The organism is Sphingobacteruim zhuxiongii, assembly GCF_009557615.1.
Taxonomy (GTDB): domain Bacteria; phylum Bacteroidota; class Bacteroidia; order Sphingobacteriales; family Sphingobacteriaceae; genus Sphingobacterium; species Sphingobacterium zhuxiongii.
Genome location: NZ_CP045652.1, coordinates 1,144,782 through 1,169,174 on the forward strand (window position 1 = coordinate 1,144,782; position 24,393 = coordinate 1,169,174).

The window sequence follows — 24,393 nt, forward strand, 5'->3', positions numbered from 1 at the left end:
TTTATTTTGTTTCTAGATTATTGTAAATAGTTTTCAAAATTCTCGTAAAATGATCGAAATCCGCTTGTGACAGATTTTCCCAGGCTTTCATCCGAAAGTCTCTCACCAAGGGTGCTAGATCCTCTACCTTTGCTTTGCCTTCTGCGGTCAAATGCAATAATAAACAGCGACGATCACTCGGATGTTCCACACGCACAACATAGCCCTTTTTTAACAAGAGGTCAATGATTCTTGTCATTGTCGGTTGATCCTTTCCACAGATTGTGGCTAGTTCTCGATGAGTTTGATCAGTTTCCTCGTATAATGTTTTTAATACCGACCACTGATCTACGGTGAGGTCGATTCCATGGTGCGAGAAAGAGCTTTGGGCAAATTGTCTGACCCGTTTTGCCGTCTGATCGAGAATGAATGAATATTGATTGAAGGATTCCTTTAGCATAACAATTATTAGTATGACAAGTAAATCTATAAAATATTTAGCTTTTAACCTAATTCAGATATAATTTTTACATAGCTTATACGAAGCTTGTTCGATAAAAAGTGGCTTTCATGGGTTAAGGTACGAAACAGGTACGAGCGAGGTAGGTCAGAAGTGAAAGGAAAGATCAATACTATGAACCAATTTCTACGTGTTCATGCTTGTCATGAGGGGAACGAATTCTTCTAAAAAAGGGGCTAGTTACTTCACAAAAAAAGCCGTCTTCCGACGGCTTCTATATTCATTGAATGATCTATCTATTATTCATAGATCCACTTAAAGTTGTATTGTTTTTCTGGAATACTCATGCGATCTGCTAAACGTAATAAACGATCGGGAAGTCGCATTAAATAATCTCTTGCTTTTTCTCCTTTTTCATTCAAATCGCTAACCTTATCGATCTTCCAATCGGCTATCAATTCTTTGAGGATATCAACATAGTCGACTGCAGTATATACACCTAAGCGTTGAGCTGCGTCAGAGAAGTGAGAGAAGGCATCTCCTTGAGGTTCGCCAGATTCTCGCAAGAAGTGCGCAGGCATGACAATCTTCTTACGCATCATATCTTCAAATGCAATCATTACTTCGGAAGGGTCAACAGCAAATGCATGCGATATAAATGACATATATGCTTTGGCGTGACGTGCTTCATCGGCAGCAATCACTCCACACATTTTTGCAAGTAATTTATCTCCACTTTTCTTTGAAAGAGCAGCAACACGTCTGTGAGAAACGTTTGTTGCTAATTCTTGAAATGAAGTATAGATAAAGTTTCTATAAGGGTCAGCACCTGTGCCGATATCAAATCCGTCTTTAATTAAATACTGAACAGAAATTTCAAACTGTCGCATGTCAATACGCCCCGAAAGGTATAAGTATTTGTTCAACAAATCGCCGTGACGATTTTCTTCTGCTGTCCATGCACGTACCCATTTCATCCAACCGCCTTGCTCATTTCGATCAACCTCATCAACCATTGTTAACCATGATTCATAAGTAGGAAGCGCTTCTTCAGTTACCGTATCACCAACTAATACAGCGACAAGATCATATGGAAGTTCTTTTGCACTTTCCTGTAATTCACGTACCTCTTCAAAAAAAGTATCACGTGATGAGTCAGGTAAGAAATCAGCAGGTTGCCACATCTGGTCAACAGGCTTCAAATACTCAGACATCTCATTGATCATGAATGGTTCTAAGTAGGTCATCACCTCTTTTCTTGAGCCCTCTGGTATGTTTAAAGGTAATTCTTGCATAATTGCAACAAAGTTAATCAAAGTTAATTTAATATAAGTTCTATATTTTAATAATTCATCGCGTTATTTTAGTTTAAAGAACATATCCTTAAGACAGTGTAACTGCCGTTTTGTTTGGACTTTGCAGGCTAATTATTACGTTTATATTAGATAATATATACTAAGATTGTAGGCATTATTGTTAACTTTGCCTTCACATTAATACGTAATAAATTGAGCAATCTAGATATTCAGAAAATCCGTGAGGATTTCCCCATATTAAAACGCCAAGTGAATGCAAAGCCACTCGTTTATTTAGATAACGGTGCGACGACGCAAAAACCACAAGTCGTTATTGATGCGATTCTTGAGTATTATACCGATATGAATAGTAATGTGCACCGAGGCGTGCATTATTTAAGTCAGATTTCTACCGATGCGTTTGAGGTTACACGTCGAAAAGTACAGGAATTTATCAATGCAAAGCATGATTATGAAGTCATCATTACTAAAGGGACAACCGATAGTATCAATTTGGTGGCTACCTGCTATGGTCGTGAATTTGTACAGGCCGGAGATGAAATCATCGTTTCGGCAATGGAACATCATTCGAACATTGTGCCTTGGCAAATGATCTGTGAAGATCGTGGAGCTACTTTGAAAGTTATCCCGATGAATGAAGCCGGTGAACTGGATATGGACGCTTATGAATCTTTACTGAATGGAAAAACGAAATTAGTATCTGTTAACTACGTTTCCAATGCATTGGGGACTATTAATCCGGTACGTGAGATCATTCAGAAAGCGCATGCAATCGGAGTACCCGTATTAATTGATGCAGCGCAAGCCGTTCAACATATCAAGATTGATGTCCAAGAGTTGGATGTTGATTTTCTAGCCTTTTCTGGACATAAAATGTATGGACCTACTGGTGTGGGTGTGCTTTATGGTAAAGAAGAATGGTTGAATAAAATGCCTCCTTATCAAGGCGGTGGTGATATGATTAAGGATGTGACTTTCGAAAAAACAACTTATAATGAGTTGCCATTTAAATTTGAAGCAGGCACCCCAAATATTGAAGCTGGAATTGCTTTAAACGCTGCGATTGATTATATAAACGATTTAGGTATTGATAATATCAAGGCTTATGAAGATGAGCTTTTGGCTTATGCGACTGAGCAGTTAAGTACAGTTGAAGGAATTCGTTTCATTGGAACAGCGAAAGAGAAATCATCGGTTATTTCCTTCGTAGTAGATGGGACGCACCCTTATGATATTGGTGTACTATTAGATAAATTAGGAATCGCAGTACGTACAGGGCATCACTGTGCGCAACCAGTAATGGATCAATTTCAAATTCCAGGAACTGTTCGTGCGAGTTTAGCTGTTTATAATACAAAAGAAGAAATTGATGCATTAGTAGCTGGCGTAAAACGTGCTACTGCTATGTTGGTATAAAAGGATATGACAATTAACGAAATACAAGACGAGTTAATCGAGGATTTTGCTTTCTATCAAGATTGGATGGAAAAATATGAATTCATCATCCAATTGGGTAAAGAGCTTCCCCTGATAGACGAGTCGAACAAACAAGATCAATATATTATCAAAGGATGTCAATCAAAAGTTTGGCTTTTTCCAGAGATAAAAGATGGTAAGTTATATTTTACAGCAGATTCTGATGCTGTAATAACCAAAGGTTTGGTGAGTTTAATGGTTAAAGTTCTCTCAGGTCACACTGCAAAAGAAATAGCGGCAACTGACTTGTATTTTATAGAACAAATTGGTTTGAAAGAGCACTTGTCACCAACTCGCGCCAATGGCTTGCTATCCATGGTCAAGCAAATGAAATTATATGCCATTGCCTATCAAGCAAAAGGTATTTAGAATTGAATAAAGAAGAAGGTCGCCAATTTGGCGACCTTCTTCTTTTATTATATAATAAGTTCATCTGCGAGAGATAATTCCTTTTTCGTTTGCTTCGTAGAATCAGACCCTACACTTTAATACTTTGTGATTCGATACTTTTTCCAAAGAAAATATTAGCCTTTTGATTGAAATCACTTGCGTCATCGGTGGTGAAGAATTGTAGATTTCCACCCTTGCTACACTGCTCTTCGACTTCAGGATGGCGTTTGAGATAGTCGACTAAACTATCTGCAACAAGCTTTCCTTGTGAAATTATCTTTATTCCCTCGGGAACATATTTTTCGATTATTGGAAGCAAGAGCGGGTAGTGGGTACACGCTAATAAAATAGTATCGATATCCTTGGATTGTGCTAGCAATTCCTCAATATCTTGTTGTACAAAATAATGTGCGCCTTCACTATCTAATTCGTTGTTTTCAACAAGTGGCACCCAGAATGGGCATGCGTGTTGGAATACGTCAATTTCTGGGTGGAATTTATTAATTTCGATTACATAAGACTCCGAGTTAACCGTGCCCTGTGTTGCTAAAATTCCTACTTTATTACTTTTTGTAAATTGGTTAACGATTTCTGATGTCGGACGTATTACACCTAATACTTTTTTGCCTGGCGGAAGATCATTTTGTTGGATAGAGCGCAGTGCTTTCGCAGATGCGGTATTGCAAGCCAAAATAACGAGGTTACATCCTAAATCAAAAAGCTTGAACACGCACTCTTTTGTGAATTCATAAACGGTCTCAAAAGACCTTGTTCCATATGGGACGCGAGCGTTATCGCCTAAATAAATATAGTCGTATTCTCCTAGTTGCTTGTGTATTTCTTTAAATACAGTTAAACCACCGTATCCAGAATCAAATATACCAATAGGTCCTGCTTGTTTATTGTCGTTCATATTTCATCGCATTGAACTCCTTCGTCCAATTTAATTTTAATGTGTCAACAAAGATGAGGTTTCTTTTTTCATTTGTCAATAAAAAAAGGCTGTCCTAGAAGACAGCCTTTAAGTTTATGCTTTTAATAGATGCGGTTTTTCTTTATACAATTTCCACATCAGTTCTCCGAATAACGTGTTTGTCCAGGCGAACCAATGGCGAGTGAATTTCTTTGGATCGTCCACATGAAATGATTCGTGCATAAAGCCAGTGTCTCCATGGGTGCTTTTTAGCATCTGAACACATTTCTTTATTTCAGCATCATCTGTCGACGTAAAAGCACGCATAATGATCGACATTGGCCAAATCATATCACGTCCTATATGTGGACCGCCAATTCCTTCTCCTGCTTTTCCTTTGAAAAAGAATGGGTTTTTATTGGACAAAATAAAAGCCCGCGTACGTTGATAGACTTCATCATTAACATCAACCGCCCCCAGATAAGGAAGTGCTAATAGACTAGGCACATTGGCATCGTCCATCATGAGGTAACTGCCAAAACCGTCTACCTCAAATGCGTAAACACGTCCGTGGGTTGGATGGTCAACAATGCCATAAGTGTTAACGGCTGTTTCTACCTCGTTTGCAAGAGCTTCTAATCGACCCGCTAATTCGGTGTTTTTCTTAACGTTTTTCAATATCTCTGCGGACTGACGTAAGCTAACTACAGCGAACAAATTCGATGGAATAAGGAATGGAAAGATGCTACAGTCGTCCGACGGCCGGAAGCTAGATACAATTAAACCAACAGGATTAACAGGGTAGCCATAACCGTCTACTTGAAGGGTGTCAGTTCCTCGAGATGTGGTGCGTTCAAATTTATATGGACCTAAGTTTTCTTTTCTTTGTTGTTCGACAAAAGTCTTATAAATTAACTCTTGTGCCTTTACCCAGGTGTCATCAAAAGGAGTAACATCATTTGTTAATTTCCAGTAATGATAGGCTAAACGAATAGGGTAACATAAGGAGTCAATTTCCCATTTACGCTCATGTAAGCCCGGCTTCATGGCGGTATGGTCCGAGAACCATTCACCTTTTTTAGTCGGATCATTATAGAATGCATTGGCATATGGGTCAATTAGTATACATTCCGATTGCTTGTTTATGAGACCTAGCACTAGGTCTTGCAACTTCTTATCCTTCTTCATAAAGGCTAAGTAGGGCCATACCTGTGCACTGCTATCCCGAAGCCACATCGCGTCAATGTCGCCAGTGATTACATAAGTTAATTTTCGATTCGGTTTGTCTTCTGAAAATACGGTTGTGTCCAACGTATTGGGTAAGCAATTATTGAATAGCCAGCCTAACTCTTTATCATTAACGTTTTTCTGGAATTCTTTAATCATTCCTTCAATAACTTTACTACTGAAGTGTCTTTTTGATTCTGGCGTTCGGACGACTGGAAACTCCGCGTTCATCGCGCCGAATGAGAACTTACTAGCGAACATTCCTGCGCCTAAAAGGGCAGAGTTCTGAATAAATGCTCTTCGTTTCATATCTTAATTCGTGAGGTTTTATAATTTCAATCCTAAGCAATATACAAATTGTAGTTGATTTTGGAAATAACAAAACGTTTTAGCATATGTTGCTCTTATTATAGGGTAGGATTGAGAATTAAAAAGTATTTTTGTTGTGTTTTAGGAATAGTATTTGTTAGAATAGCCCCAAACACCCAATCCATTATATGAAGCATATTATCAATGGTGCATTAGCTACGGTTTTATTGATTGGAACTGCAGACTCATTGCAAGCACAGATTAAAAATCAGCCATTTTCCCATCAGCAATATCAGAAGTTGAATGAAGAAATGTATTCGCCTTATACGCGTTATCATACTTCTTCGAAGCCCGTTCTTTTTAAAGGCGCCTTGTTAGAAAAGCTAGATTCAATCGAAACAGCTAATCAAACAATGTCTGATAATTGGATTATGAGAAAATTGTTCAATGAACATTTAATCGAAGTTGAAAAAGAAGATCATACATTTTATTTAGATGTATTGCCTGACTTTCAGATCGGTTCGGAATTAATGGGTGCTGATAAAAGAACGACTTGGTTAAATACACGTGGTGTTCAAGCCGGTCTAACTATTAAAGATAAGTTCACCTTTTACGGTAACTTCTTCGAGAATCAAGGTGTTTTCCCTTCCTATATTGACGATTATGTTTCTCGGAATATGCTAGTTCCCGGACAAGCGGCCTCAAAGAAACCTACCGAAAAAGAAAAGGATTGGATGTACGCTACAGCAAATTTGACCTATGATTTCAGTGATTACTTCCAAGCGACATTAGCCTACGATAAAAACTTTATTGGGGATGGTTATCGATCGGTCTTACTTTCTGATTTTTCTTCGAACTACGCGCATTTAAAATTCACTGGTAAAATCGGGAATGTGCAGTACACCTCAATTTGGGCGTATATGTTAGATCCTAAAAATCCACGTGTGGATTCATTGAATTCAGGAGGACGCTATGGAGATGGTATTAAATGGGGTGCTTTTCAATATTTAGATTATAATGTAACGAATAGATTATCGATTGGATTTTTTCAATCGGTTGTTTGGGCAAATAGAAATGAAGGTGGACATCGAGGATTTGACTTTAATTATCTAAATCCCGTTATTTTCTTACGTCCTGTTGAGAACTCAAACACTTCATCGCCCGATAAGATGTTCTTGGGTTTAAATGCGAAATATAAAGTGCTAGACAACGCAACGGTATATGGTCAGTTTTTATTGGGTGAATTTACTGCGAAGGAATTTTTTGCCAATAACGGATATATTCATAATAAATGGGGCGCTCAGTTAGGGGCGAAAGCATTTAATATTTTTGGTGTCAAGAACTTGAATGTTTTAGGTGAGTATAATATGGTTCGCCCATATACCTATCAACATTATGTTTCTATTTCGAACTATAGTAATCGCGGGGAGCCTTTAGCACATCCAAGAGGAGCCAATTTCCGTGAGTTGCTAGGTATTGCGAATTATTCATGGAAGAGATTTGATTTTTCTCTACAAGGTTTATACAGTCGTTACGGTACTGATGAAGCAACGGCATCAGGTATGGTGAATTGGGGAGGAGATATCTTCCAATCTTATAGAAGTGCACCTAATATGTATGGTAATAAGATTGGACAAGGTGTTCAAAACGATTTATATTATGCAGATTTCAAAGCGGCCTATGTACTGAATCCGAAATATAATCTACGTTTAGAATTAGGATATACGCAGCGATATAATAGAATTGAGGATCAACCAACACAAAAATCTGGGGTTATTAACTTCGGATTGCGCTCTAGTTTCCGCAATTTCTATGGTGATATGTAAGATTCTGTTATCTTTATCTTATTAATCAAAACCATGAAAAAAATATTAATATTAAACGGTCCTAATTTGAATCTCCTCGGTGTTCGAGAAAAGGGAATCTATGGGGATCAATCTTTTGAATCTTACTTAGAAACCCTCAAGGAACGATTCGCTGCTAATGCCGAGCTCGAATATTTTCAAAGCAATACGGAAGGGTTTATCATTGATAAAATACATGAGGTAGGTTTTAGCTATGACGGAATCGTTCTAAATGCTGGCGCCTATACGCATACTTCTGTAGCGATTGCGGACGCTATCGCTGCTATTAACACACCAGTAATCGAGGTGCATATTTCTAACGTTCACCAAAGGGAGTCGTTTAGACATCACTCTTATCTTTCTAAAAGTTGTAAAGGTGTTATTTTAGGTTTTGGCTTAGACAGCTATCGCTTAGGGATTGAAAGTTTACTGTAATACAGTTTTAAATATAAAAGAAGCGGGCTGATTGAATATCAGCCCGCTTCTTTTATATTGATATATTTTTTTAGATATCTACTTTTACTTTTCGTCTAGCAATTAAATGCAGGATAAGCGAAATTACAGCTCCCGCACACATCACCGACAACATGGGCCAAGGTGTTTCATTATGAAGGTAACTCACCAATGCAGACGAGAAAGCGCCCAGTGCCATTTGGAAACAGCCTAATAGCGCCGATGCGCTCCCTGCTAAGTGTCTCATTTCAGACAACGCAATGGCAGATGTATTCGGGAAAATAAAACCATATCCAAGCAAGAAGAAGAAAATTAATGCGAGTAGAATTGGAAGACTTAATATTCCAGTTGCTAATACAATAATCATCGATATTCCGACACCAGCCTGCCATATATTGGCATATTTACTGATATCTGCACTTGTGTTGTTTTTTAATAACCATCGATTTAACTGGGTGGCTAAAACCATCGCCGAGGCGACAAACGCGAATGCCAATCCGTACTCGCTTTTATTTAATCCAAAGTATTTTTGAATAACAAACGATGAGCCTGCTAAATAAGCGTATGTTCCCGATGATGCAATGGACCCAATTAGGCAATATGTGATAAAGACCTTATTACTTAAGACACTCCAGAACGTCTTAACGATAGATTTTGGTGCTAAGGATAGATCTTTGTTTCCAGAATACGTTTCTGGAAGCAAAAACATTGTTCCCACGAAAATCAACGTAGCCATTAATGCAAGTAATAAGAATATGTAATGCCAATCTAAATAGTTTAAGAACATGGCACCTGCGCTCGGTGCTAGAATTGGTGAGATACCAATAACCAGCATGAGCAAACTGAATACTCTAGCAGCCTCTCTACTGTTGTAATAATCGGTTACCATAGCTCGGGCACCAACCATACCTCCACAGCTTCCTATGGCTTGTAAGAAGCGAAGAAAGATTAAGTGATTGATGTCGCGTGTAAAAACACATAATATAGAGGCTACAATATAGATCGCCAAACCTACTAAAAGTGGTTTTTTCCGTCCATATCTGTCCAATAGTGGGCCATATATAATCTGTCCAAATGCTATACCGATGAAAAAACTTGTTAAGGATAACTGCACTTTTTCCAGCGGACTATTAAAGTCAGCAGCGATATTTTCAAAAGCAGGTAGATACATGTCGATTGAAAATGGTCCGATTGCGGAAAGAAGTCCGAGGATCAGTAGGGTGACCTTTCTGTTGTTTCTTAGTTTTTGCATAGGATAAAAAAAATGCCCTCTTTTTAAGGAGGGCAAATGTACTGTTTTAAATGCGTTTTGTCTCTTTTGGTTTTCGAAGTAACAAAAATATTCCAACTAGAATAAATGGGATACTTAATATTTGTCCCATGTTAAGTAGCATACCAGCCTCGAAAGCTACTTGATCTATTTTCACATATTCGATTACAAAACGAGCACCGAATAGTAGAATTAAGAAGAGCCCGAATAGTTTTCCAGGAATTGGTTTAGCGTTTTTCTGATACATCGACCATAAAATGATAAAGATGATCACATAAGCGATACATTCATACATCTGCGCTGGATGTCTTGGGATATTGTCAATATTGCTAAATACAACTGCCCATGGGAGCTCAGTTGGATTTCCAATCATCTCGGAGTTGAAGAAGTTACCTAAGCGAATAAAGGCACCTGCGATTGGCACAACGAGTACCAGTCGATCAGCTAACCACATGAAATTAGTTTTAGTATTTCGGCAGAATAACCACATCGCCGTAAGAATACCAATAGCACCACCATGACTAGCAAGACCTGTAAAGCCGGTCATATGCCAGTTTCCTGAAGGGTCTTTTTGGAAAGGGATAAATATTTCTAAGATGTGGTCTTTATAATATTCGAAGTCGTAAAACAAGCAGTGCCCTAAGCGAGCGCCGATTAAAGTTCCAACAAAAATATAAATGGTCAGTTTATCTAAAAGATCTTGTGATACATTCTCTTTCTTAAATACCTTTAGCATAAAGTAATAAGAGGCGGCAAATGCGAGAAGCCAGCAAATTGAATAGTATCGGAGGCCGAAAGCACCTATTTTGAATATTTCAGGCTTAGGATCCCAAATAATATAGCTTAATAAATCCTGCATAATTGTGTTTAATGTTCGGTAAAGATAAGGTTTCGGATTTTATTTTTGCGAAAATTAAGGAAATACTTATTTTGCAAAACTTAACAAGAAAAAGATGGCAAAGAAGAAGATTAAAGAGGATTCGCTTGGTACTGTTGTGACTGCGGAATCATTGGCTTTTTTTGAAAAATATATTAATAACCCTTCGCCTACCGGCTTCGAATGGGCTGGACAGCGTATGTGGTTAGATTATCTAAAACCTTATGTGGATGAAACATATATTGATAACTACGGAACTGCTGTAGGTATCATCAATCCGAAAGCAACATATAAGGTTGTTATTGAAGCGCATGCTGATGAGATATCTTGGTTTGTAAATTATATATCGAAAGATGGACTAATCTATGTGATTCGCAATGGCGGATCGGATCATCAGATTGCTCCGTCGAAGCGCGTCAATATCCATACCGATAAAGGAATCGTAAAAGCAGTTTTTGGTTGGCCTGCAATTCATACGCGCTCTGGAGAAAAAGAAGAAGCACCAACGTTGAAGAACATCTTTTTAGATTGTGGATGTACATCGAAAGAGGAGGTTGAAGAATTAGGGATCCATGTAGGTTGTGTGATCACTTATGAAGATGAATTTATGATCTTAAATGATCGCTACTATGTTGGGCGTGCATTGGATAATCGTGCAGGTGGCTTTATGATTGCAGAGGTTGCAAGACTGCTAACTGAAAACAAGCAAAAGCTTCCTTTTGGATTATATATTGTGAATTCGGTACAAGAAGAGATTGGTTTACGCGGTGCAGAGATGATTGCTCAGCATATTAAACCCAATGTTGCAATCGTGACCGATGTGACCCATGATACCAATACTCCGATGATTAACAAGATAACCCAAGGCGACTTAGCTTGTGGTAAAGGTCCTGTTGTATCTTATGCTCCTGCGGTACAAATTAATTTGAACAGACAGTTAATCGAAGTTGCTCATAAAAACAACATTCCTATTCAACGTCAAGCCTCTTCAAGATTTACTGGGACAGATACTGATGCTTTCGCCTATTCGAATGGAGGGGTGCCTTCCGCGTTAATATCATTACCTTTGCGATATATGCACACCACTGTAGAAATGGTGCATAAAGATGACGTTGATAATGTCATTAAATTGATTTATGAAGTGCTTCGCTCTATAGAAAAAGATCAAGATTTTAGAACATTCAGTAAATAATAATAAACAATCTAACAAACCATGGAAGATAATAATTTCAATAACCCGGAGGCGCAAGAGATTAGCATAGAGCTTAGTGAAGAAATTGCCGAGGGCGTATATTCTAACCTAGCGATCATTACACATTCTAATACAGAATTCGTTATAGACTTTGTGCGCATTATGCCTGGCGTACCTAAGGCAAAAGTAAAGTCAAGAATCGTATTGACACCAGAGCACGCTAAACGTCTGATGAGCGCATTGCAAGATAATGTTAATCGTTTTGAGGGGCAAAATGGGAAAATTGATTCTAAAGATGTCGCTTTTCCATTAAACTTTGGTGGTCCGAAAGGAGAGGCATAATCTTTTTTTAACAAATCTTAAGAGACAAAAAAGCATCCAATCATTGGATGCTTTTTTTTATTAATGTGTGTAGATAAATTTTATCTTTATGTGGAATGAATCGGAGGATAAGTTTTAGCCTGATAAAACAGGGCTTGTCGGCCGCAGCCTGTAATTTTAACCTAGAATTTTCTACACAATATTGATTTTATATGGAAGAACTCTTTAATGCGATGACATTTGAAGAAGCTTTCGAACGCTTTATCAAAGGACAAAAAGCAGTGGATTATGGGGTCCGTCAGCCAGAAGCGGTTATGCTGTCTAACGGATATCAGGCTTTTCCTTGTGGATACTATACACTGTTTGAAAATGGATTCAAATTAATAGTGTCTGGCTTTAATGTAAGCCCTAAGTCTTCTCAACATGAAGCATGGGTATTGGATGAAGATGATCGACCAGTTGGCTATAAAGAGGAAGCATTTATAGACTTTGATTAAGGTACATTTAACTGGTTGTATGAATTCCCAAAACCGAAACAATGAACATTGAAGACTGAACCGATATTTCATTTAGGATTCTAAATCGAATATATCTGTTTTAAGAACTGGAATGGCTTTTGCATAATAATCGTTAACATATGGATATTAAAGTAAGAAACCTTAGTAAACGAGATTACAAGGATTTAAAGTCTTCCATGGAGGAGGCTTATCATGGATTAGTAGGGGATGCTTGGACAAAAGAGAATATCGTTGATTTAATAGATATTTTCCCTGAAGGGCAAATTGCTGTAGAAGTCAATGGGAAAGTTGTCGCATGTGCGTTATCAATTGTGATCGACTCCAGTAAAACCAATATATACGATAAATATTATTCGATTATCGATGATGGTAAATTTGATAAACATGATTACGAAGGAGATACCATGTATGGTATCGAAGTATTCGTGCATCCAGATTTTCGATCGCTACGATTAGGTCGAAGATTATATGATGCGCGTAAAGAATTATGTGAAGAGATGAACTTGCAACGTATTGTTGCAGGAGGTCGTATTCCGAACTACCATAATTACTCGGATTCGATGACGCCGCGTACTTATATTGAGAAAGTCAAACGTAAAGAAATTTACGATCCTACCTTAACATTTCAGTTGTCGAATGATTTCCACGTTAAAAAAGTATTAAAGAACTACCTTCCCGAAGATTCTGAATCGAAGGAAGTGGCGACTTTGCTGGAATGGAACAACATCTATTATGAACCAGATTCCCGTTCGGTATCTGCATCGAAGCGAACAATTCGCTTGGGACTTGTGCAATGGCAAATGCGATTGCTAAAAGATATTCAGGAGTTTTATGATCAGGTAGAATTCTTTGTCGATACAGTCAGCGACTACGGTACGGATTTTATTATGTTTCCGGAGTTCTTCAATACGCCATTGATGAGTCCTTATAACGAGCTCCCAGAACGCATGGCGATGGAAAAATTGGCGGAACATACGAAAGAAATTATAGATAAAATACAGCAGTTTGCAGTATCTTATAATGTCAATATTATCGCTGGTTCTATGCCGGTAATGGAGCGAGGCAAGCTTTACAATGTATCCTACTTGTGTCATCGCAATGGTAGTTTAGACTCCTATAAAAAGGTGCACATTACGCCGAATGAGTTAAAGTATTATGGCTTAGTTGGAGGAAACGAGATTAAAGTGTTTGATACCGATTGCGGTAAAATAGGTTTGCTGATCTGCTATGATGTCGAATTCCCTGAGCTTGGACGTATATTGGCTGATCAAGGAATGCAAATTCTATTTGTTCCATTTATGACGGATACGCAGAATGGTTATATTCGTGTTCGTTCATGTGCGCAGGCAAGAGCCATTGAAAATGAATGTTATGTTGCCATTGCTGGTTCTGTTGGTAACTTGCCGAGGGTCAATAACATGGATATTCAATATTCTCAATCAGCAGTGTTTACACCTTCCGACTTTGCTTTTCCCAATAATGCGATAAAAGCAGAAGCAACACCAAACACCGAAATGGTGCTTATTGCAGACGTAGATCTTTATGCATTAAAAGATTTAAATGAATACGGTACAGTTAAAATACTTCGAGATCGAAGAAAAGATTTATATGAAGTCAAGCTTTTAAAAGACTAGAAAATAAAAGAGCCGTATTTAATACGGCTCTTTTATTTTCTATAGTAAGCTAGTTGCTATCTAATGACATGGAAATGCCTATAGTTCCCTTACCCAAATATTCCTAAAGTTTACTAAATCACCATGATCTTGTAGCGAAATAGAACCAGGACCATGGACTTTAAGCTTTGGTAACCCGATATACTCCGTTGTGCCTTGAAGTTCTGTGTTATATTGTACGACAACGCCATTATGTAAAAGTGTTACTTGACCACGCTTAATTAAGTGCCCATCCTTATTGAATTTTGGAGCAGTGTACAATACATCGTAGGTATGCCATCCATCTTCTGGTTTGCGAACTTCCACTAGGGGAGGTGTTTGCTTATAAAGGCTTCCAGCTTGTCCATTGACGTATGTTTTATTATCATCATTATCCAAAACTTGGATCTCATAAGCCCCATCGCTTAAAAACAATCCGCTATTTCCTCTTCCTTGTCCTTCACCTTTGATAACTTCGGGGCTCTTCCACTCAATATGCAATTGGATATCACCGAACTTACGCTTAGTCTGGATGCCTCCAGTTTTTGGAGCGACAGTCAGCACACCATTTTTTACAGTCCATTGCGGAGCACTTGTTTTGTCCTTGTCACTAACCCATTCATTTAAGTTTGTGCCATCAAATAGAACAATAGCATCGCTGGGAGCAGCATGTGATTTCGTATTCACTACGCGAACCTTTGGTTCATAAAACTCGGTGTCTTGCGGTTGAAATTTAGTCTGCGCATTGGAATTTAACGCAAAAGCTAGAGATGCTAATAAAAAGCTGTATTTGTACATAGGTTTAAGTTATTTTAGGTTAATATAAGAAATATGTCTAATTTTATTTAACATCATCCGTTAAAACTTTTAGATAATGGCTCAAATAACACAGAAAATCGCTCTTGAAAACGTTCGTTTCTTTTCACCTATTGGATATTACGAGGAAGAACAATTATTAGGAAACGAGTTTTTTGTAAACGTATCTGTAAGTTTCCCTTTTAAAAATCCTGATTCCGAGGATATTTCAAATACCCTAAATTACGAAGACTTGTATCGTATTCTCTCAGAGGTTATGAGTCCGCGCCGTAAGCTTTTGGAATCTGCTGCTGAAGATATCTTAAATAAGCTTTTAGAAGGCTATGCGGATATCGAACAGATTGCAATCAGTATCAAAAAGATGAATCCTCCTTTCGGTGGTGACTTAGCTAGTTCTGTTGTATCGCTCGATTTCCAACGTTAAACTTTTATTAACGCATATAATTCACTCCTTTTTAACGTTATTCCATTTATAAGGAAGCGCCTGTTAATTGTTGTTTCGGACATTTTGACCTGTTGTTTTGATTGCGATATGTCAAAATAGCAGATAAATAGAGCGCTAAATGCTTTGGTATGTAAGTTGAATAACAAGAAATGTATTCGAATAGAATAGTAAATAAATAAGTATAAAATATAAGGAGGAAATATATTATGGCATTAATTAAATTACCTGGAAAATCTTACAACACTGACGCAGTGAACCCATTCGTTAACAACGTATTTGATAACTTATTCAACGATTCTTTTATTTCTGATCGTTTAGTTACCAGAGTTCCTGCAGTAAACATTACAGAATCAGCTGATGCATTCAGTATTGAAGTTGCAGCACCTGGTTTACAAAAATCAGATTTCAAGATTAATGTAGATAAAAACATTATCTCGATTTCTGTAGAAAAACAAGAAGAAAAAGAAGAAAACGGTAAAGTATATAGTAAAAAAGAATTTAGCTATACTTCCTTTTCTAGATCCTTCACCTTACCTGATATCGTTGACTACGCAAATATCGATGCTAGTTACGAGAGTGGTGTCTTAGCCGTGAAAATTGGTAAAAAGGAAGAAGCGATTGTTGCAAAAAGACTTATAGAGGTTAAGTAAGAGGATTAGTTGTGGTTAGTTGAAAGGGGCTGTCTGTTAGACAGCCCCTTTTTTATTTGTCATTTTAATGTCTGAATATACGTAATGCTTTTGACTACTTAACACTGTTAAGTAGTTTTGTTTTACATGACGGATATTAAAGAGAAAAAGCAAAAGCATAAAGAGGATCTTAAATTGACGATTCTTGAGGCCGCGAAGAAGTTATTTGTGCAGGAGGGCTATGAATCCACTTCAATTCGAAAGATAGCTAAGGAGATTGGGTTTAGCCCGACAACCATTTACTTATATTACAAAGACAAAAACGATATTGTCTATGCTCTCCATCGAGAAGGTTTCCAACTGTTAAGACAACAATTTGGCGCGCTAGAATCTGTTGATGATCCTTTCCAACGTATTAAAGCCTTAGGACGAGTTTATATAGATTTTGCTTTCCGAAATCCTGATTATTATCAAGTTATGTTTATGATGAAAGAGCCGATGACCTTTCTAGAGACGCATTGTGCACATGAGCAATGGCCTGAAGGAGAGCGAGCATTCGATTTCCTTCGCGGAACAGTCGCACAATGCCAAGAACAAGGTTGGTTTAAAGGTCTAGATGGAAACTTTGTAGCCCTTCAAACCTGGGGAGCAGTGCATGGTCTAGTGACGTTATATCTCTCTGAGCATATGAGTAAGATTGCTGAAAATCTTGCGCTTGAACTCAGTGTAAGGGAATTGGTTAATAAATCATTTGAAGTGTTCGTAACATTTATTGAGCAGTCTAAAAAGTAAAAATTCACAATAACTTAACACTGTTAATGATGAAAACAGTAAATATTCATTTCCCTATCCTCATTCTCCTATTGTTGCTAGGTAAGGTTGGTATCGCTCAAGAATCCATCCTAGATACGTATGTCAAACAAGGGCTAGATAGCAATTTGGTACTAGTCGAGAAAGATTTATCGTTGAAGAAAGCGATGAACGGATTAGAAGTTGCACGCAGTATGTTTCTACCTAATATTACGTTCGATCTTACCTATTCGCATGCGGATGGTGGACGTTCAATTGATCTACCAGTCGGCGATATGTTAAATCCAGTTTATGCGACGCTGAATCAGCTTACAAATTCACAGAACTTTCCACAAATAGCGAACGAGAAAATAAACTTCCTTCCTAAAAATTATTATGATGCGAAGATTAGAACAGCGGTTCCTATTATCAATACAGATCTTAAGCATAATAAAACTATACGTGAACAGGTATTAAAAATGTCAAAGCAAGAAATAGAACTTTACCAACGGGAGTTGGTCAAGGACATTAAGGTTGCTTATTTTAACTATCTAAGTGCCCTTGATGCGGTCTCTATTTATAAAAACGCAATAAGCCTAGCCAATGAAGGCAAACGTGTCAATCAGAAGCTGTTAGATGCCGGAAAGGGATTGCCAGCTTACGTAATCCGAGCTGACGCTGAAATAGCACAACAGGAATCGAAGTTAGCGGAGGCAGAACAGCAATTGCTAAACGCACAATATTACTTTAATGCTTTATTGAACCGTAGCGCGACCGCTAAAATTGATATCCTTGCGGTGCAAGGTTCCATTGAAAGAACTTCCCCAGAGACCTTATCCGTAGGTATTGAAGGTAGAGAAGAGCTGAAATCCTTAAGCGACAACATTGCAATTCAAGAAACAGTACTTGAAATGAATAAGCAAGTATTTGTCCCGAAACTGAGCGCATTTTTAGATCTTGGTTCTCAAGCTGAAGGATTACGCGTAAGTAGCAAATCACAGTATTATATGATTGGTGCCCAATTGAGCTTTCCAATTTTTGCGGGCAATAGAAATCGCTTAAAGATTCAAGAAGGTCAAATCGCCGTAGCTGAGGCAGAGAATAAATTGGCGCAAGCAAAACAAAAGCTAGAGCTCTCCGCAAACATGGCTAAAAATGAACTCGTCGCTACGCAAAAGAATTTCGAAAGCTCGAAGATTCAGATGGAGGCAGCCGCAACCTATCAGCGATTAATACAACGTGGGTTCAATGAAGGTGTCAATACTTACTTAGAAACAATAGACGCACGTTCGCAGTATACCAATGCGAAACTCGCTCACAATATAGCCGCGTTCAAATTACTGTCCGCTGCCGCGAAATTTGAAAGAGAAACCGCAAGCTATCCATTAAACTAATTTCCACATGAAAACAAACCTTACAAGTATTGCTCTGGCAATCATATTATTCAGCAGCTGTCATCAGGAAAAAAGAACTGCAGGAATCCCAGTGCAGGACACCATACCGGTTAAATTAATACCTCTTCAACAAAACGGGAGAGCGACAATTATTGAGGCAACGGGTGTCTTTACAACCGATGATGAGACGCTTTTAGGATTTAAGAATGGAGGAGTTATCTCCCGCGTTTTTGTGAAAGAAGGGGATCCTGTACGGAAAGGACAAGTGCTGGCGGCAGTGCATACTTCAGAGGTGGACGCAAAAGCCGGACAAGCACGCTTAGGCGTAGAGAAAGCAAGACGGGACTATGAAAGAGCAGAGAAATTATACCGAGATAGTGTTGCTACGCTAGAACAATTGCAAAATGCCAAAACGGCTCTTGCCGTTGCTCAAGAGGACTTAAAATCGGTCGGTTTTAATCAACAATATTCACAGATTCATTCACCTGTATCGGGCTATGTATTGGCGAAGCTTGCCAATGAAGGACAGGTTGTGGGGCCAGGAACACCCGTGTTACAAGTGAATGGCGCAAATAATGGGACATGGATGTTAAAAGTTGGTGTGAGTGATAGTCAATGGGCACTTATAAAGGTAGGGGATAAAGCAAGTATACAAACTGACGCCATTCCTAATACTACGCTGCAAGCTCGTGTTGCAAAGAAATCCGAAGGCTTAGATCCGCAATCTGGGACCTTCAGTATACATTTAGTCTTGCAAGAAAAGCCTAGTGGAAAGCTTGCTTCTGGGGTGTTCGGTAAGTCGCAAATTGCTGTGAGTCCAGTAGCATCCAATAATAATTGGCGAATTCCATTCTCGGCTTTATTAGATGGTAATGGTTCCGAAGGATATGTTTTTGTGAGTGTTGACGGTAAGACGGCCAAGAAGCAAAAAGTTACGGTAGCCTCAATTGAAAAGGAAGAAGTTTTAATCTCTGCGGGATTAGAGGATGCGAGTGCGCTAATTATATCTGGATCGCCATATCTACAAGATGGTTCTCCAATCACGGTGAAAAAATAAAAGGATAACTCATGAGTTTGATTAAATATCCGATAAAGAACTACCAATTTACAATGATCATGGTTTTGATGATCATGTTGGTAGCTGCGACATCCCTGATGACGATGCCGCGCGCAGAAGATCCAGATATGAAAGCTGTAAGCTTTCCTGTAATCGTCGTACAGCCAGGTACCAATCCGAAGGATATGGAACAACTGATTGTAAAACCTTTGGAAGCGCGTTTCTATGGTTTAGATGATATTAAGCGAATTAAGACCACTATAAATAATAGCGTTGCATTCTTTTTTGTCGAGTTTGAATACGGAACAGATTATGACGATAAATATCAAGAACTTGTTCGTGAACTAAATGCTGCTGGACCAGAACTCCCCGATAATATCTACAGCATGGAAGTCAAAAAGATTGACCCGACGAATGTCTCCGTTATTCAGCTGGCGTTAGTATCTGAGAATGCATCTCAATCTACGATGAAAGGTTTGGCCGATAAACTTAAGCAGGAACTTGAAAAAGTAAAATCACTGAAGGAGGTCGAAATCTCTGGACTGCCCGATCAACAAATTCGTATTGATATCGATCAAGCAAAAATTGCAGAATTAGGGATACCGATGAATAGAATTATTCAAGCGGTTCAAAGTGAAAATCAAAATATACCTGCCGGTTCTGTGAATGCTGGAAACAAGACGTTTAGCGTTAAAACATCCGGTAATTATCAACAAATTGAAGATATTAAGAATACCATTATTGCCAGCGGACAAGGAAAAAATATAATCCTGAAGGAAGTCGCGACAATCTATCCAACTTTTGCAACGAACAATCATATCACTCGTCTAAATGGATATAATGCGATATTGATAAATGCGGCTCAAAAAATTGGAAAGAATATATCGGACACACAAAAAGACTATCAAAAAGTCTTAGATAAGTTTGAGAATTCACTTCCAGAGAATGTGGATATGATTGTCAATTTCGATCAAGCGAATAATGTAAACAACAGACTAAGTGGATTGGGAATAGATTTCGCTATAGCAATTGTATTAGTGCTTTTTACGTTATTACCCTTGGGTACTCGGGCATCTTTAGTTGTCATGATTGCCATTCCACTGTCTTTAGGATTAGGAGTCATTGCAATGAATTCTTTCGGCTATTCGTTGAATCAGTTGAGTATTGTTGGTTTCGTTGTAGCACTTGGTTTAGTTGTAGACGACAGTATCGTCGTTGTTGAGAATATCGAACGTTGGATGCGCGAAGGCTATAGCCGCTTGGAGGCATCGATTAAAGGAACCGAGCAGATTGCGTTGGCCGTTCTAGGTTGTACCGTTACACTCGTTATTGCATTTATGCCTTTGGTCTTTATGCCCGAAATGGCAGGTGAATTTATACGCTCCATGCCAATCGCAGTAATTACCTCTGTAATCGGTTCTATGTTAATTGCTTTGCTCGTCGTCCCATTTCTTGCCAGTAAGCTCTTGAAGCCGCATGAACATGAAGGTGGAAATGCAATCCTTAGGGGGATGCAAAACATCATCCATAAAAGTTATGGCGTCTTCTTAGATAAAGCGTTGAAACATCCCGGTCGAACTACCTTGATTGCTTTAGCAATATTCTTAGGCTCGCTAGCTTTGATTCCAGTAGTCGGATTCAGTTTGTTCCCTCCATCCGAGAAACCACAGTTCATGATTCATATTACCAGTGAATTACAGGATAATATGGAGACGACCAACCGAATTACGAAAGATATCGAACAGCAACTAAAAGCAATGCCCGATGTAAAGTATTTTACATCAAATGTTGGAAAGGGGAATCCTCGAGTGTATTACAACATGCAGCAAGGACAGGAAAACGTTTCCTATGCTGATATCTTTGTCCAATTGCATGGCGACGTAAAATCGGATAAAAAAATCGAAATGATTGAACAATTACGGAAACAATGGACACCCTATTTAGGCGCAAAGGTCGAGGTTCGAAACTTTGAGCAAGGTGTTCCAGTGATTTCGCCGGTAGAGGTTCGCATTTTTGGGGATAATTTAGACACATTACGTAACCTCGCTGCTCAAGTCGAAGACCTACTGAAGAATACAGCAGGATCTGAATATGTCAATAACCCGATTAAGAATAACAAAACCGACCTACGTGTCAATATCAATCGTGAGAAAGCGATGGCGCTTGGTGTACCCACTTCGTCAATTGATCAAACAATTCGTGTCGCATTAGCAGGATATACGGTGGGCACTTATTCTGATCCGAATAAAGACGATAATGACTACCAAATCGTCGTTTCTGTACCGCGTGCAAAAGATGCCACGATCGAGACTTTAGAAGGTGTGTTCGTCGACAACGTAGCTGGTAAAGCAATTCCACTTGCTCAATTAGCGAGCTTAACTTTCGAAGTGTCGCCTTCCAATATTTACCATATCAATAAGGAACGTACTGTTTCTGTCAATTCTTTTGTTGCCAAAGGCTATAGTAATGATGAAGTGATTAATGCGGTAATTGAACAAATGGAGAAATTTCCTTTGCCAAGCGGTTATACCTACGAAATGGGAGGAGAGGTGGAGAGTCGAGAAACGGCTTTCGGAGGTTTCGGAACAATTATATTGATTACCGTATTTATGTTTATAGCCGTACTGATTCTCGAGTTTAAAACATTCAAAAGCACGTTGATTGTCCTTTCGGTAATTCCGTTAGGTATTGTCGGTGCGGTAATTGCCTTGTTGTTTACAGGAAATACCTTGTCATTTGTTGCAACAATTGGGATCGTTGCGTTAGCAGGGATAGAAGTAAAGAATACCATCTTATTGGTTGACTTTACAAATCAATTGAGAAGAGAAGGAGTGGCTTTGAATGAAGCGATCGAGAAGGCTGGGGAAATACGATTCCTTCCAATTATCTTAACTTCTTTGACGGCAATTGGGGGATTGATGCCGATTGCATGGTCATCGAATCCACTCATTTCACCTTTAGCGATCGTTATGATAGGCGGACTGATTAGTTCTACGCTCTTATCGCGTATCGTTACGCCTGTGGTTTACAAATTAATACCACCGAAAATAGAGATGGAAAAGCTTGTTCATATAGAAGATGGAAAGAGCGAGTAAACGGTTTCGGTTGATTTAAGAGCGAAAGGTCGATTAAATAGCATGTTGGCTATTAATCGACCTTTCGATTTATCTATATTGCGCCTAATCTGCGTGCCTCAAAACAACACTGATGTTTATTTAGCGTCGTAGTATTTTTGTACTTGATCCCAATTAACGATAGACCAAAAATTACCCACATAGTCAGGACGTTTATTTTGGTATTTTAAATAATAAGCATGCTCCCATACATCCAAACCTAAGATCGGTTTTCCTTGTAATGCTACGCCTTTCATCAGAGGGTTGTCTTGGTTTGCAGTACCACCTACTTTTAATTTACCATTCTCGACAACTAGCCAAGCCCATCCTGAACCAAATTGTGAAGTTGCAGCTTTTGCAAATTGCTCCTTAAATTGGTCAAATCCACCGAAATCCTTATTGATAGCTTGTAGTACACTGCCGGTAGGCTTGTTATCTACTTTAGGAGAACGTAATAGTGTCCAGAACATTGCGTGATTAAAGGCACCTCCCGCATTGTTTCTTAGTTTTGAACTGTATTTATCAATTGAAGCAAAAATTGCTTTTGCATCTTTCGCTTGAACTTTTTCATCTACTAAAGCGTCGTTCGCATTTTTTACATACGTACCGTAATGTTTTTCGTAATGTATTTGCATCGTGGTAGCATCGATAGCACCTTCTAACGCATTGTAAGCATAGCCTAAAGGTACTTGCTCAAACTTGAATCCAGTTTGACCTAAGCTAGATAGACTCGCTGTTGCGGTTGAGTTCTTTGCAAGCAAAACACCTGCTGCTAATCCTAAGCTGTTTTTGATGAAATTTCTTCTATTTGCCATCTTCGAATTTTTAGTTTTTTATTTGATTAAGGACGTCAAAATCTGCTTAAAGATAATTGTTAAAATAGGTATTCCAAGGTTAAATTTTTATGAAATAGTCACAACATCGTCAAATGGAATATTATTGAAAGACAATAAATCGAGATAGTTGTAATAAATAGCAATAGTTGAGCAAAATCAATCACAAATCATGGCCCATTTGAGAGGCGAGTGAAAGAGATTTAAAAGGGATTTGAAAGGGATTTGAATTGGGTTTGAAAGGGAAGTAGACTGTAATTATTTAAAGAAAGAAGGCTACCTAAATGTGTAGCCTTCTTTCTGTTTTTATTTATAAATAGACAGACATAGGGAACCGTTAATTGTCCTTGATGCTGCGGTAATATTCATTTTTTAAATCTTCAAATCGATTTTTCCAATCGTCCGATACATTATTGGCTACTGTTTTCAAGCGCTTCAATTGAAACGAAAGAACAATAGATGCAAGTCCTGCAGAGATGATGGCAAATCCAGTCCAATAAACTAAGGTAAGGCCGGCAAATATTGGATTCCAAATGAGCACAAAGCTAAATAAGATACCCAATACACTGAATGTCGTGATCCAACCCCATTTTTTAATACCATAGTTTTTCATATCCATCGAAACTGATAATAATTGAAATGACTTGAAGAGCGAATAAAAGCCCAAAACTAAAGGTAAAGTAGCCATGGATATGGCAGGGTTTCCTAGCAAAATACAGCCGAATAGGGCATTGAGTATACCTCCAGCCAAATACCATCCCCATCCTTCAACTTCATTTTTATTATTTATGGCAAATATGATCTCCATCAAACCAGAGAAAAGGAAATACATGCTAAAAATGGTCGCTAAGGTTAAATAGGATGCTAGGGGAGTTGTTAGCGTATATATTCCTAAGATAATCAGTAGAATTCCGACAATCAATGGAATGTACCATTGTTTTATCGAGCTTTTAATGGTTTTAATAAAACTTGTTTCCATAATAGATTAATTTTATATGTTTGAACTTTTTGATTAATTAGTCAATAGTTTAGTAAATATAATAATAATCTTAGATATATGTAAGTTATAGCAATAGCGATTCTATTACTTTTTGGAAAATAGCGAAGGTTTAGAAGTAAC

Annotated in this window: 23 protein-coding genes; 14 read left to right on the top strand and 9 right to left on the bottom strand. The window is 38.2% G+C overall.

Annotated elements, in window-relative coordinates; translation table 11 throughout:
* Position 1: 1 nt before the first annotated feature.
* Together GFH32_RS04965 and GFH32_RS04970 are read right to left on the bottom strand one after the other, a co-directional pair.
* The gene (locus tag GFH32_RS04965) at positions 2 to 439 is read right to left on the bottom strand and encodes a MarR family winged helix-turn-helix transcriptional regulator (RefSeq protein WP_153510026.1); all 438 of its coding nucleotides are present in this window, start codon (positions 437 to 439) and stop codon (positions 2 to 4) included.
* 299 nt (positions 440 to 738) lie between these two features.
* On the bottom strand, positions 739 to 1,734 hold the full coding sequence (locus GFH32_RS04970) for an acyl-ACP desaturase (protein ID WP_153510027.1): 996 nt from the start codon (positions 1,732 to 1,734) through the stop codon (positions 739 to 741).
* A 213-nt stretch (positions 1,735 to 1,947) separates the two neighbouring features.
* Between GFH32_RS04970 and GFH32_RS04975 the strand changes: the two genes are divergently transcribed.
* Complete coding sequence (locus GFH32_RS04975) at positions 1,948 to 3,171, top strand: aminotransferase class V-fold PLP-dependent enzyme (protein ID WP_153510028.1); 1,224 nt, start codon at positions 1,948 to 1,950, stop codon at positions 3,169 to 3,171.
* Positions 3,172 to 3,177: 6 nt separating this feature from the next.
* The gene (locus GFH32_RS04980) at positions 3,178 to 3,600 is read left to right on the top strand and encodes a SufE family protein (RefSeq protein WP_153510029.1); all 423 of its coding nucleotides are present in this window, start codon (positions 3,178 to 3,180) and stop codon (positions 3,598 to 3,600) included.
* A gap of 109 nt (positions 3,601 to 3,709) precedes the next feature.
* On the opposite strand, the gene murI is transcribed toward GFH32_RS04980, so the two are convergent.
* Both murI and GFH32_RS04990 read right to left on the bottom strand, forming a co-directional pair.
* Positions 3,710 to 4,534 carry a glutamate racemase gene (gene murI, locus GFH32_RS04985; RefSeq protein ID WP_153510030.1) on the bottom strand — a complete coding sequence of 275 codons (825 nt, stop codon included), beginning with the start codon at positions 4,532 to 4,534 and terminating at the stop codon, positions 3,710 to 3,712.
* Between the two features lie 114 nt (positions 4,535 to 4,648).
* Complete coding sequence (locus GFH32_RS04990) at positions 4,649 to 6,070, bottom strand: glycoside hydrolase family 125 protein (RefSeq protein WP_153510031.1); 1,422 nt, start codon at positions 6,068 to 6,070, stop codon at positions 4,649 to 4,651.
* 188 nt (positions 6,071 to 6,258) lie between these two features.
* Between GFH32_RS04990 and GFH32_RS04995 the strand changes: the two genes are divergently transcribed.
* Both GFH32_RS04995 and aroQ read left to right on the top strand, forming a co-directional pair.
* A complete protein-coding gene (locus GFH32_RS04995) occupies positions 6,259 to 7,896 on the top strand; it encodes a gliding motility protein RemB (protein ID WP_153510032.1) in 1,638 nt (545 codons plus the stop codon).
* A 33-nt stretch (positions 7,897 to 7,929) separates the two neighbouring features.
* On the top strand, positions 7,930 to 8,349 hold the full coding sequence (aroQ, locus tag GFH32_RS05000) for a type II 3-dehydroquinate dehydratase (protein WP_153510033.1): 420 nt from the start codon (positions 7,930 to 7,932) through the stop codon (positions 8,347 to 8,349).
* A 70-nt stretch (positions 8,350 to 8,419) separates the two neighbouring features.
* Here the strand turns inward: aroQ and GFH32_RS05005 are convergent, their stop codons facing one another.
* Complete coding sequence (locus GFH32_RS05005) at positions 8,420 to 9,619, bottom strand: multidrug effflux MFS transporter (RefSeq protein ID WP_153510034.1); 1,200 nt, start codon at positions 9,617 to 9,619, stop codon at positions 8,420 to 8,422.
* A gap of 46 nt (positions 9,620 to 9,665) precedes the next feature.
* Complete coding sequence (gene lgt, locus GFH32_RS05010) at positions 9,666 to 10,496, bottom strand: prolipoprotein diacylglyceryl transferase (RefSeq protein WP_153510035.1); 831 nt, start codon at positions 10,494 to 10,496, stop codon at positions 9,666 to 9,668.
* Between the two features lie 94 nt (positions 10,497 to 10,590).
* Between lgt and GFH32_RS05015 the strand changes: the two genes are divergently transcribed.
* The 4 genes from GFH32_RS05015 (at position 10,591) to GFH32_RS05030 (ending at position 14,179) form a co-directional block, all read left to right on the top strand.
* Positions 10,591 to 11,706 carry a M42 family metallopeptidase gene (locus GFH32_RS05015; protein WP_153510036.1) on the top strand — a complete coding sequence of 372 codons (1,116 nt, stop codon included), beginning with the start codon at positions 10,591 to 10,593 and terminating at the stop codon, positions 11,704 to 11,706.
* Positions 11,707 to 11,727: 21 nt separating this feature from the next.
* On the top strand, positions 11,728 to 12,048 hold the full coding sequence (locus tag GFH32_RS05020) for a DUF3467 domain-containing protein (RefSeq protein ID WP_153510037.1): 321 nt from the start codon (positions 11,728 to 11,730) through the stop codon (positions 12,046 to 12,048).
* Between the two features lie 191 nt (positions 12,049 to 12,239).
* Positions 12,240 to 12,524 (top strand): hypothetical protein, encoded by a 285-nt coding sequence (locus GFH32_RS05025; RefSeq protein ID WP_153510038.1) that lies wholly within the window; start codon positions 12,240 to 12,242, stop codon positions 12,522 to 12,524.
* Between the two features lie 140 nt (positions 12,525 to 12,664).
* Positions 12,665 to 14,179 carry a carbon-nitrogen hydrolase family protein gene (locus GFH32_RS05030; RefSeq protein WP_153510039.1) on the top strand — a complete coding sequence of 505 codons (1,515 nt, stop codon included), beginning with the start codon at positions 12,665 to 12,667 and terminating at the stop codon, positions 14,177 to 14,179.
* 78 nt (positions 14,180 to 14,257) lie between these two features.
* Here the strand turns inward: GFH32_RS05030 and GFH32_RS05035 are convergent, their stop codons facing one another.
* Positions 14,258 to 14,995 carry a 3-keto-disaccharide hydrolase gene (locus tag GFH32_RS05035; protein WP_153510040.1) on the bottom strand — a complete coding sequence of 246 codons (738 nt, stop codon included), beginning with the start codon at positions 14,993 to 14,995 and terminating at the stop codon, positions 14,258 to 14,260.
* 76 nt (positions 14,996 to 15,071) lie between these two features.
* Here GFH32_RS05035 and folB point away from each other — a divergent pair, with 76 nt between their 5' ends.
* From folB to GFH32_RS05065, 6 genes are all read left to right on the top strand, one after another.
* On the top strand, positions 15,072 to 15,437 hold the full coding sequence (gene folB, locus GFH32_RS05040; RefSeq protein ID WP_153510041.1) for a dihydroneopterin aldolase: 366 nt from the start codon (positions 15,072 to 15,074) through the stop codon (positions 15,435 to 15,437).
* A 227-nt stretch (positions 15,438 to 15,664) separates the two neighbouring features.
* Positions 15,665 to 16,108 (top strand): Hsp20/alpha crystallin family protein, encoded by a 444-nt coding sequence (locus tag GFH32_RS05045; RefSeq protein WP_153510042.1) that lies wholly within the window; start codon positions 15,665 to 15,667, stop codon positions 16,106 to 16,108.
* 126 nt (positions 16,109 to 16,234) lie between these two features.
* Entirely contained in the window at positions 16,235 to 16,879 is a 645-nt protein-coding gene (locus GFH32_RS05050; protein WP_153510043.1) for a TetR/AcrR family transcriptional regulator, read from the top strand.
* 26 nt (positions 16,880 to 16,905) lie between these two features.
* On the top strand, positions 16,906 to 18,270 hold the full coding sequence (locus tag GFH32_RS05055; protein ID WP_228384221.1) for a TolC family protein: 1,365 nt from the start codon (positions 16,906 to 16,908) through the stop codon (positions 18,268 to 18,270).
* Between the two features lie 7 nt (positions 18,271 to 18,277).
* Positions 18,278 to 19,327: an efflux RND transporter periplasmic adaptor subunit gene (locus GFH32_RS05060; protein ID WP_153510044.1), complete on the top strand. Its 1,050-nt coding sequence runs from the start codon at positions 18,278 to 18,280 to the stop codon at positions 19,325 to 19,327.
* Between the two features lie 11 nt (positions 19,328 to 19,338).
* Entirely contained in the window at positions 19,339 to 22,422 is a 3,084-nt protein-coding gene (locus GFH32_RS05065; RefSeq protein WP_153510045.1) for an efflux RND transporter permease subunit, read from the top strand.
* 116 nt (positions 22,423 to 22,538) lie between these two features.
* Here the strand turns inward: GFH32_RS05065 and GFH32_RS05070 are convergent, their stop codons facing one another.
* Complete coding sequence (locus GFH32_RS05070; protein WP_153510046.1) at positions 22,539 to 23,255, bottom strand: superoxide dismutase; 717 nt, start codon at positions 23,253 to 23,255, stop codon at positions 22,539 to 22,541.
* Between the two features lie 355 nt (positions 23,256 to 23,610).
* Complete coding sequence (locus GFH32_RS05075) at positions 23,611 to 24,252, bottom strand: HdeD family acid-resistance protein (protein WP_153510047.1); 642 nt, start codon at positions 24,250 to 24,252, stop codon at positions 23,611 to 23,613.
* Positions 24,253 to 24,393: the final 141 nt, after the last annotated feature.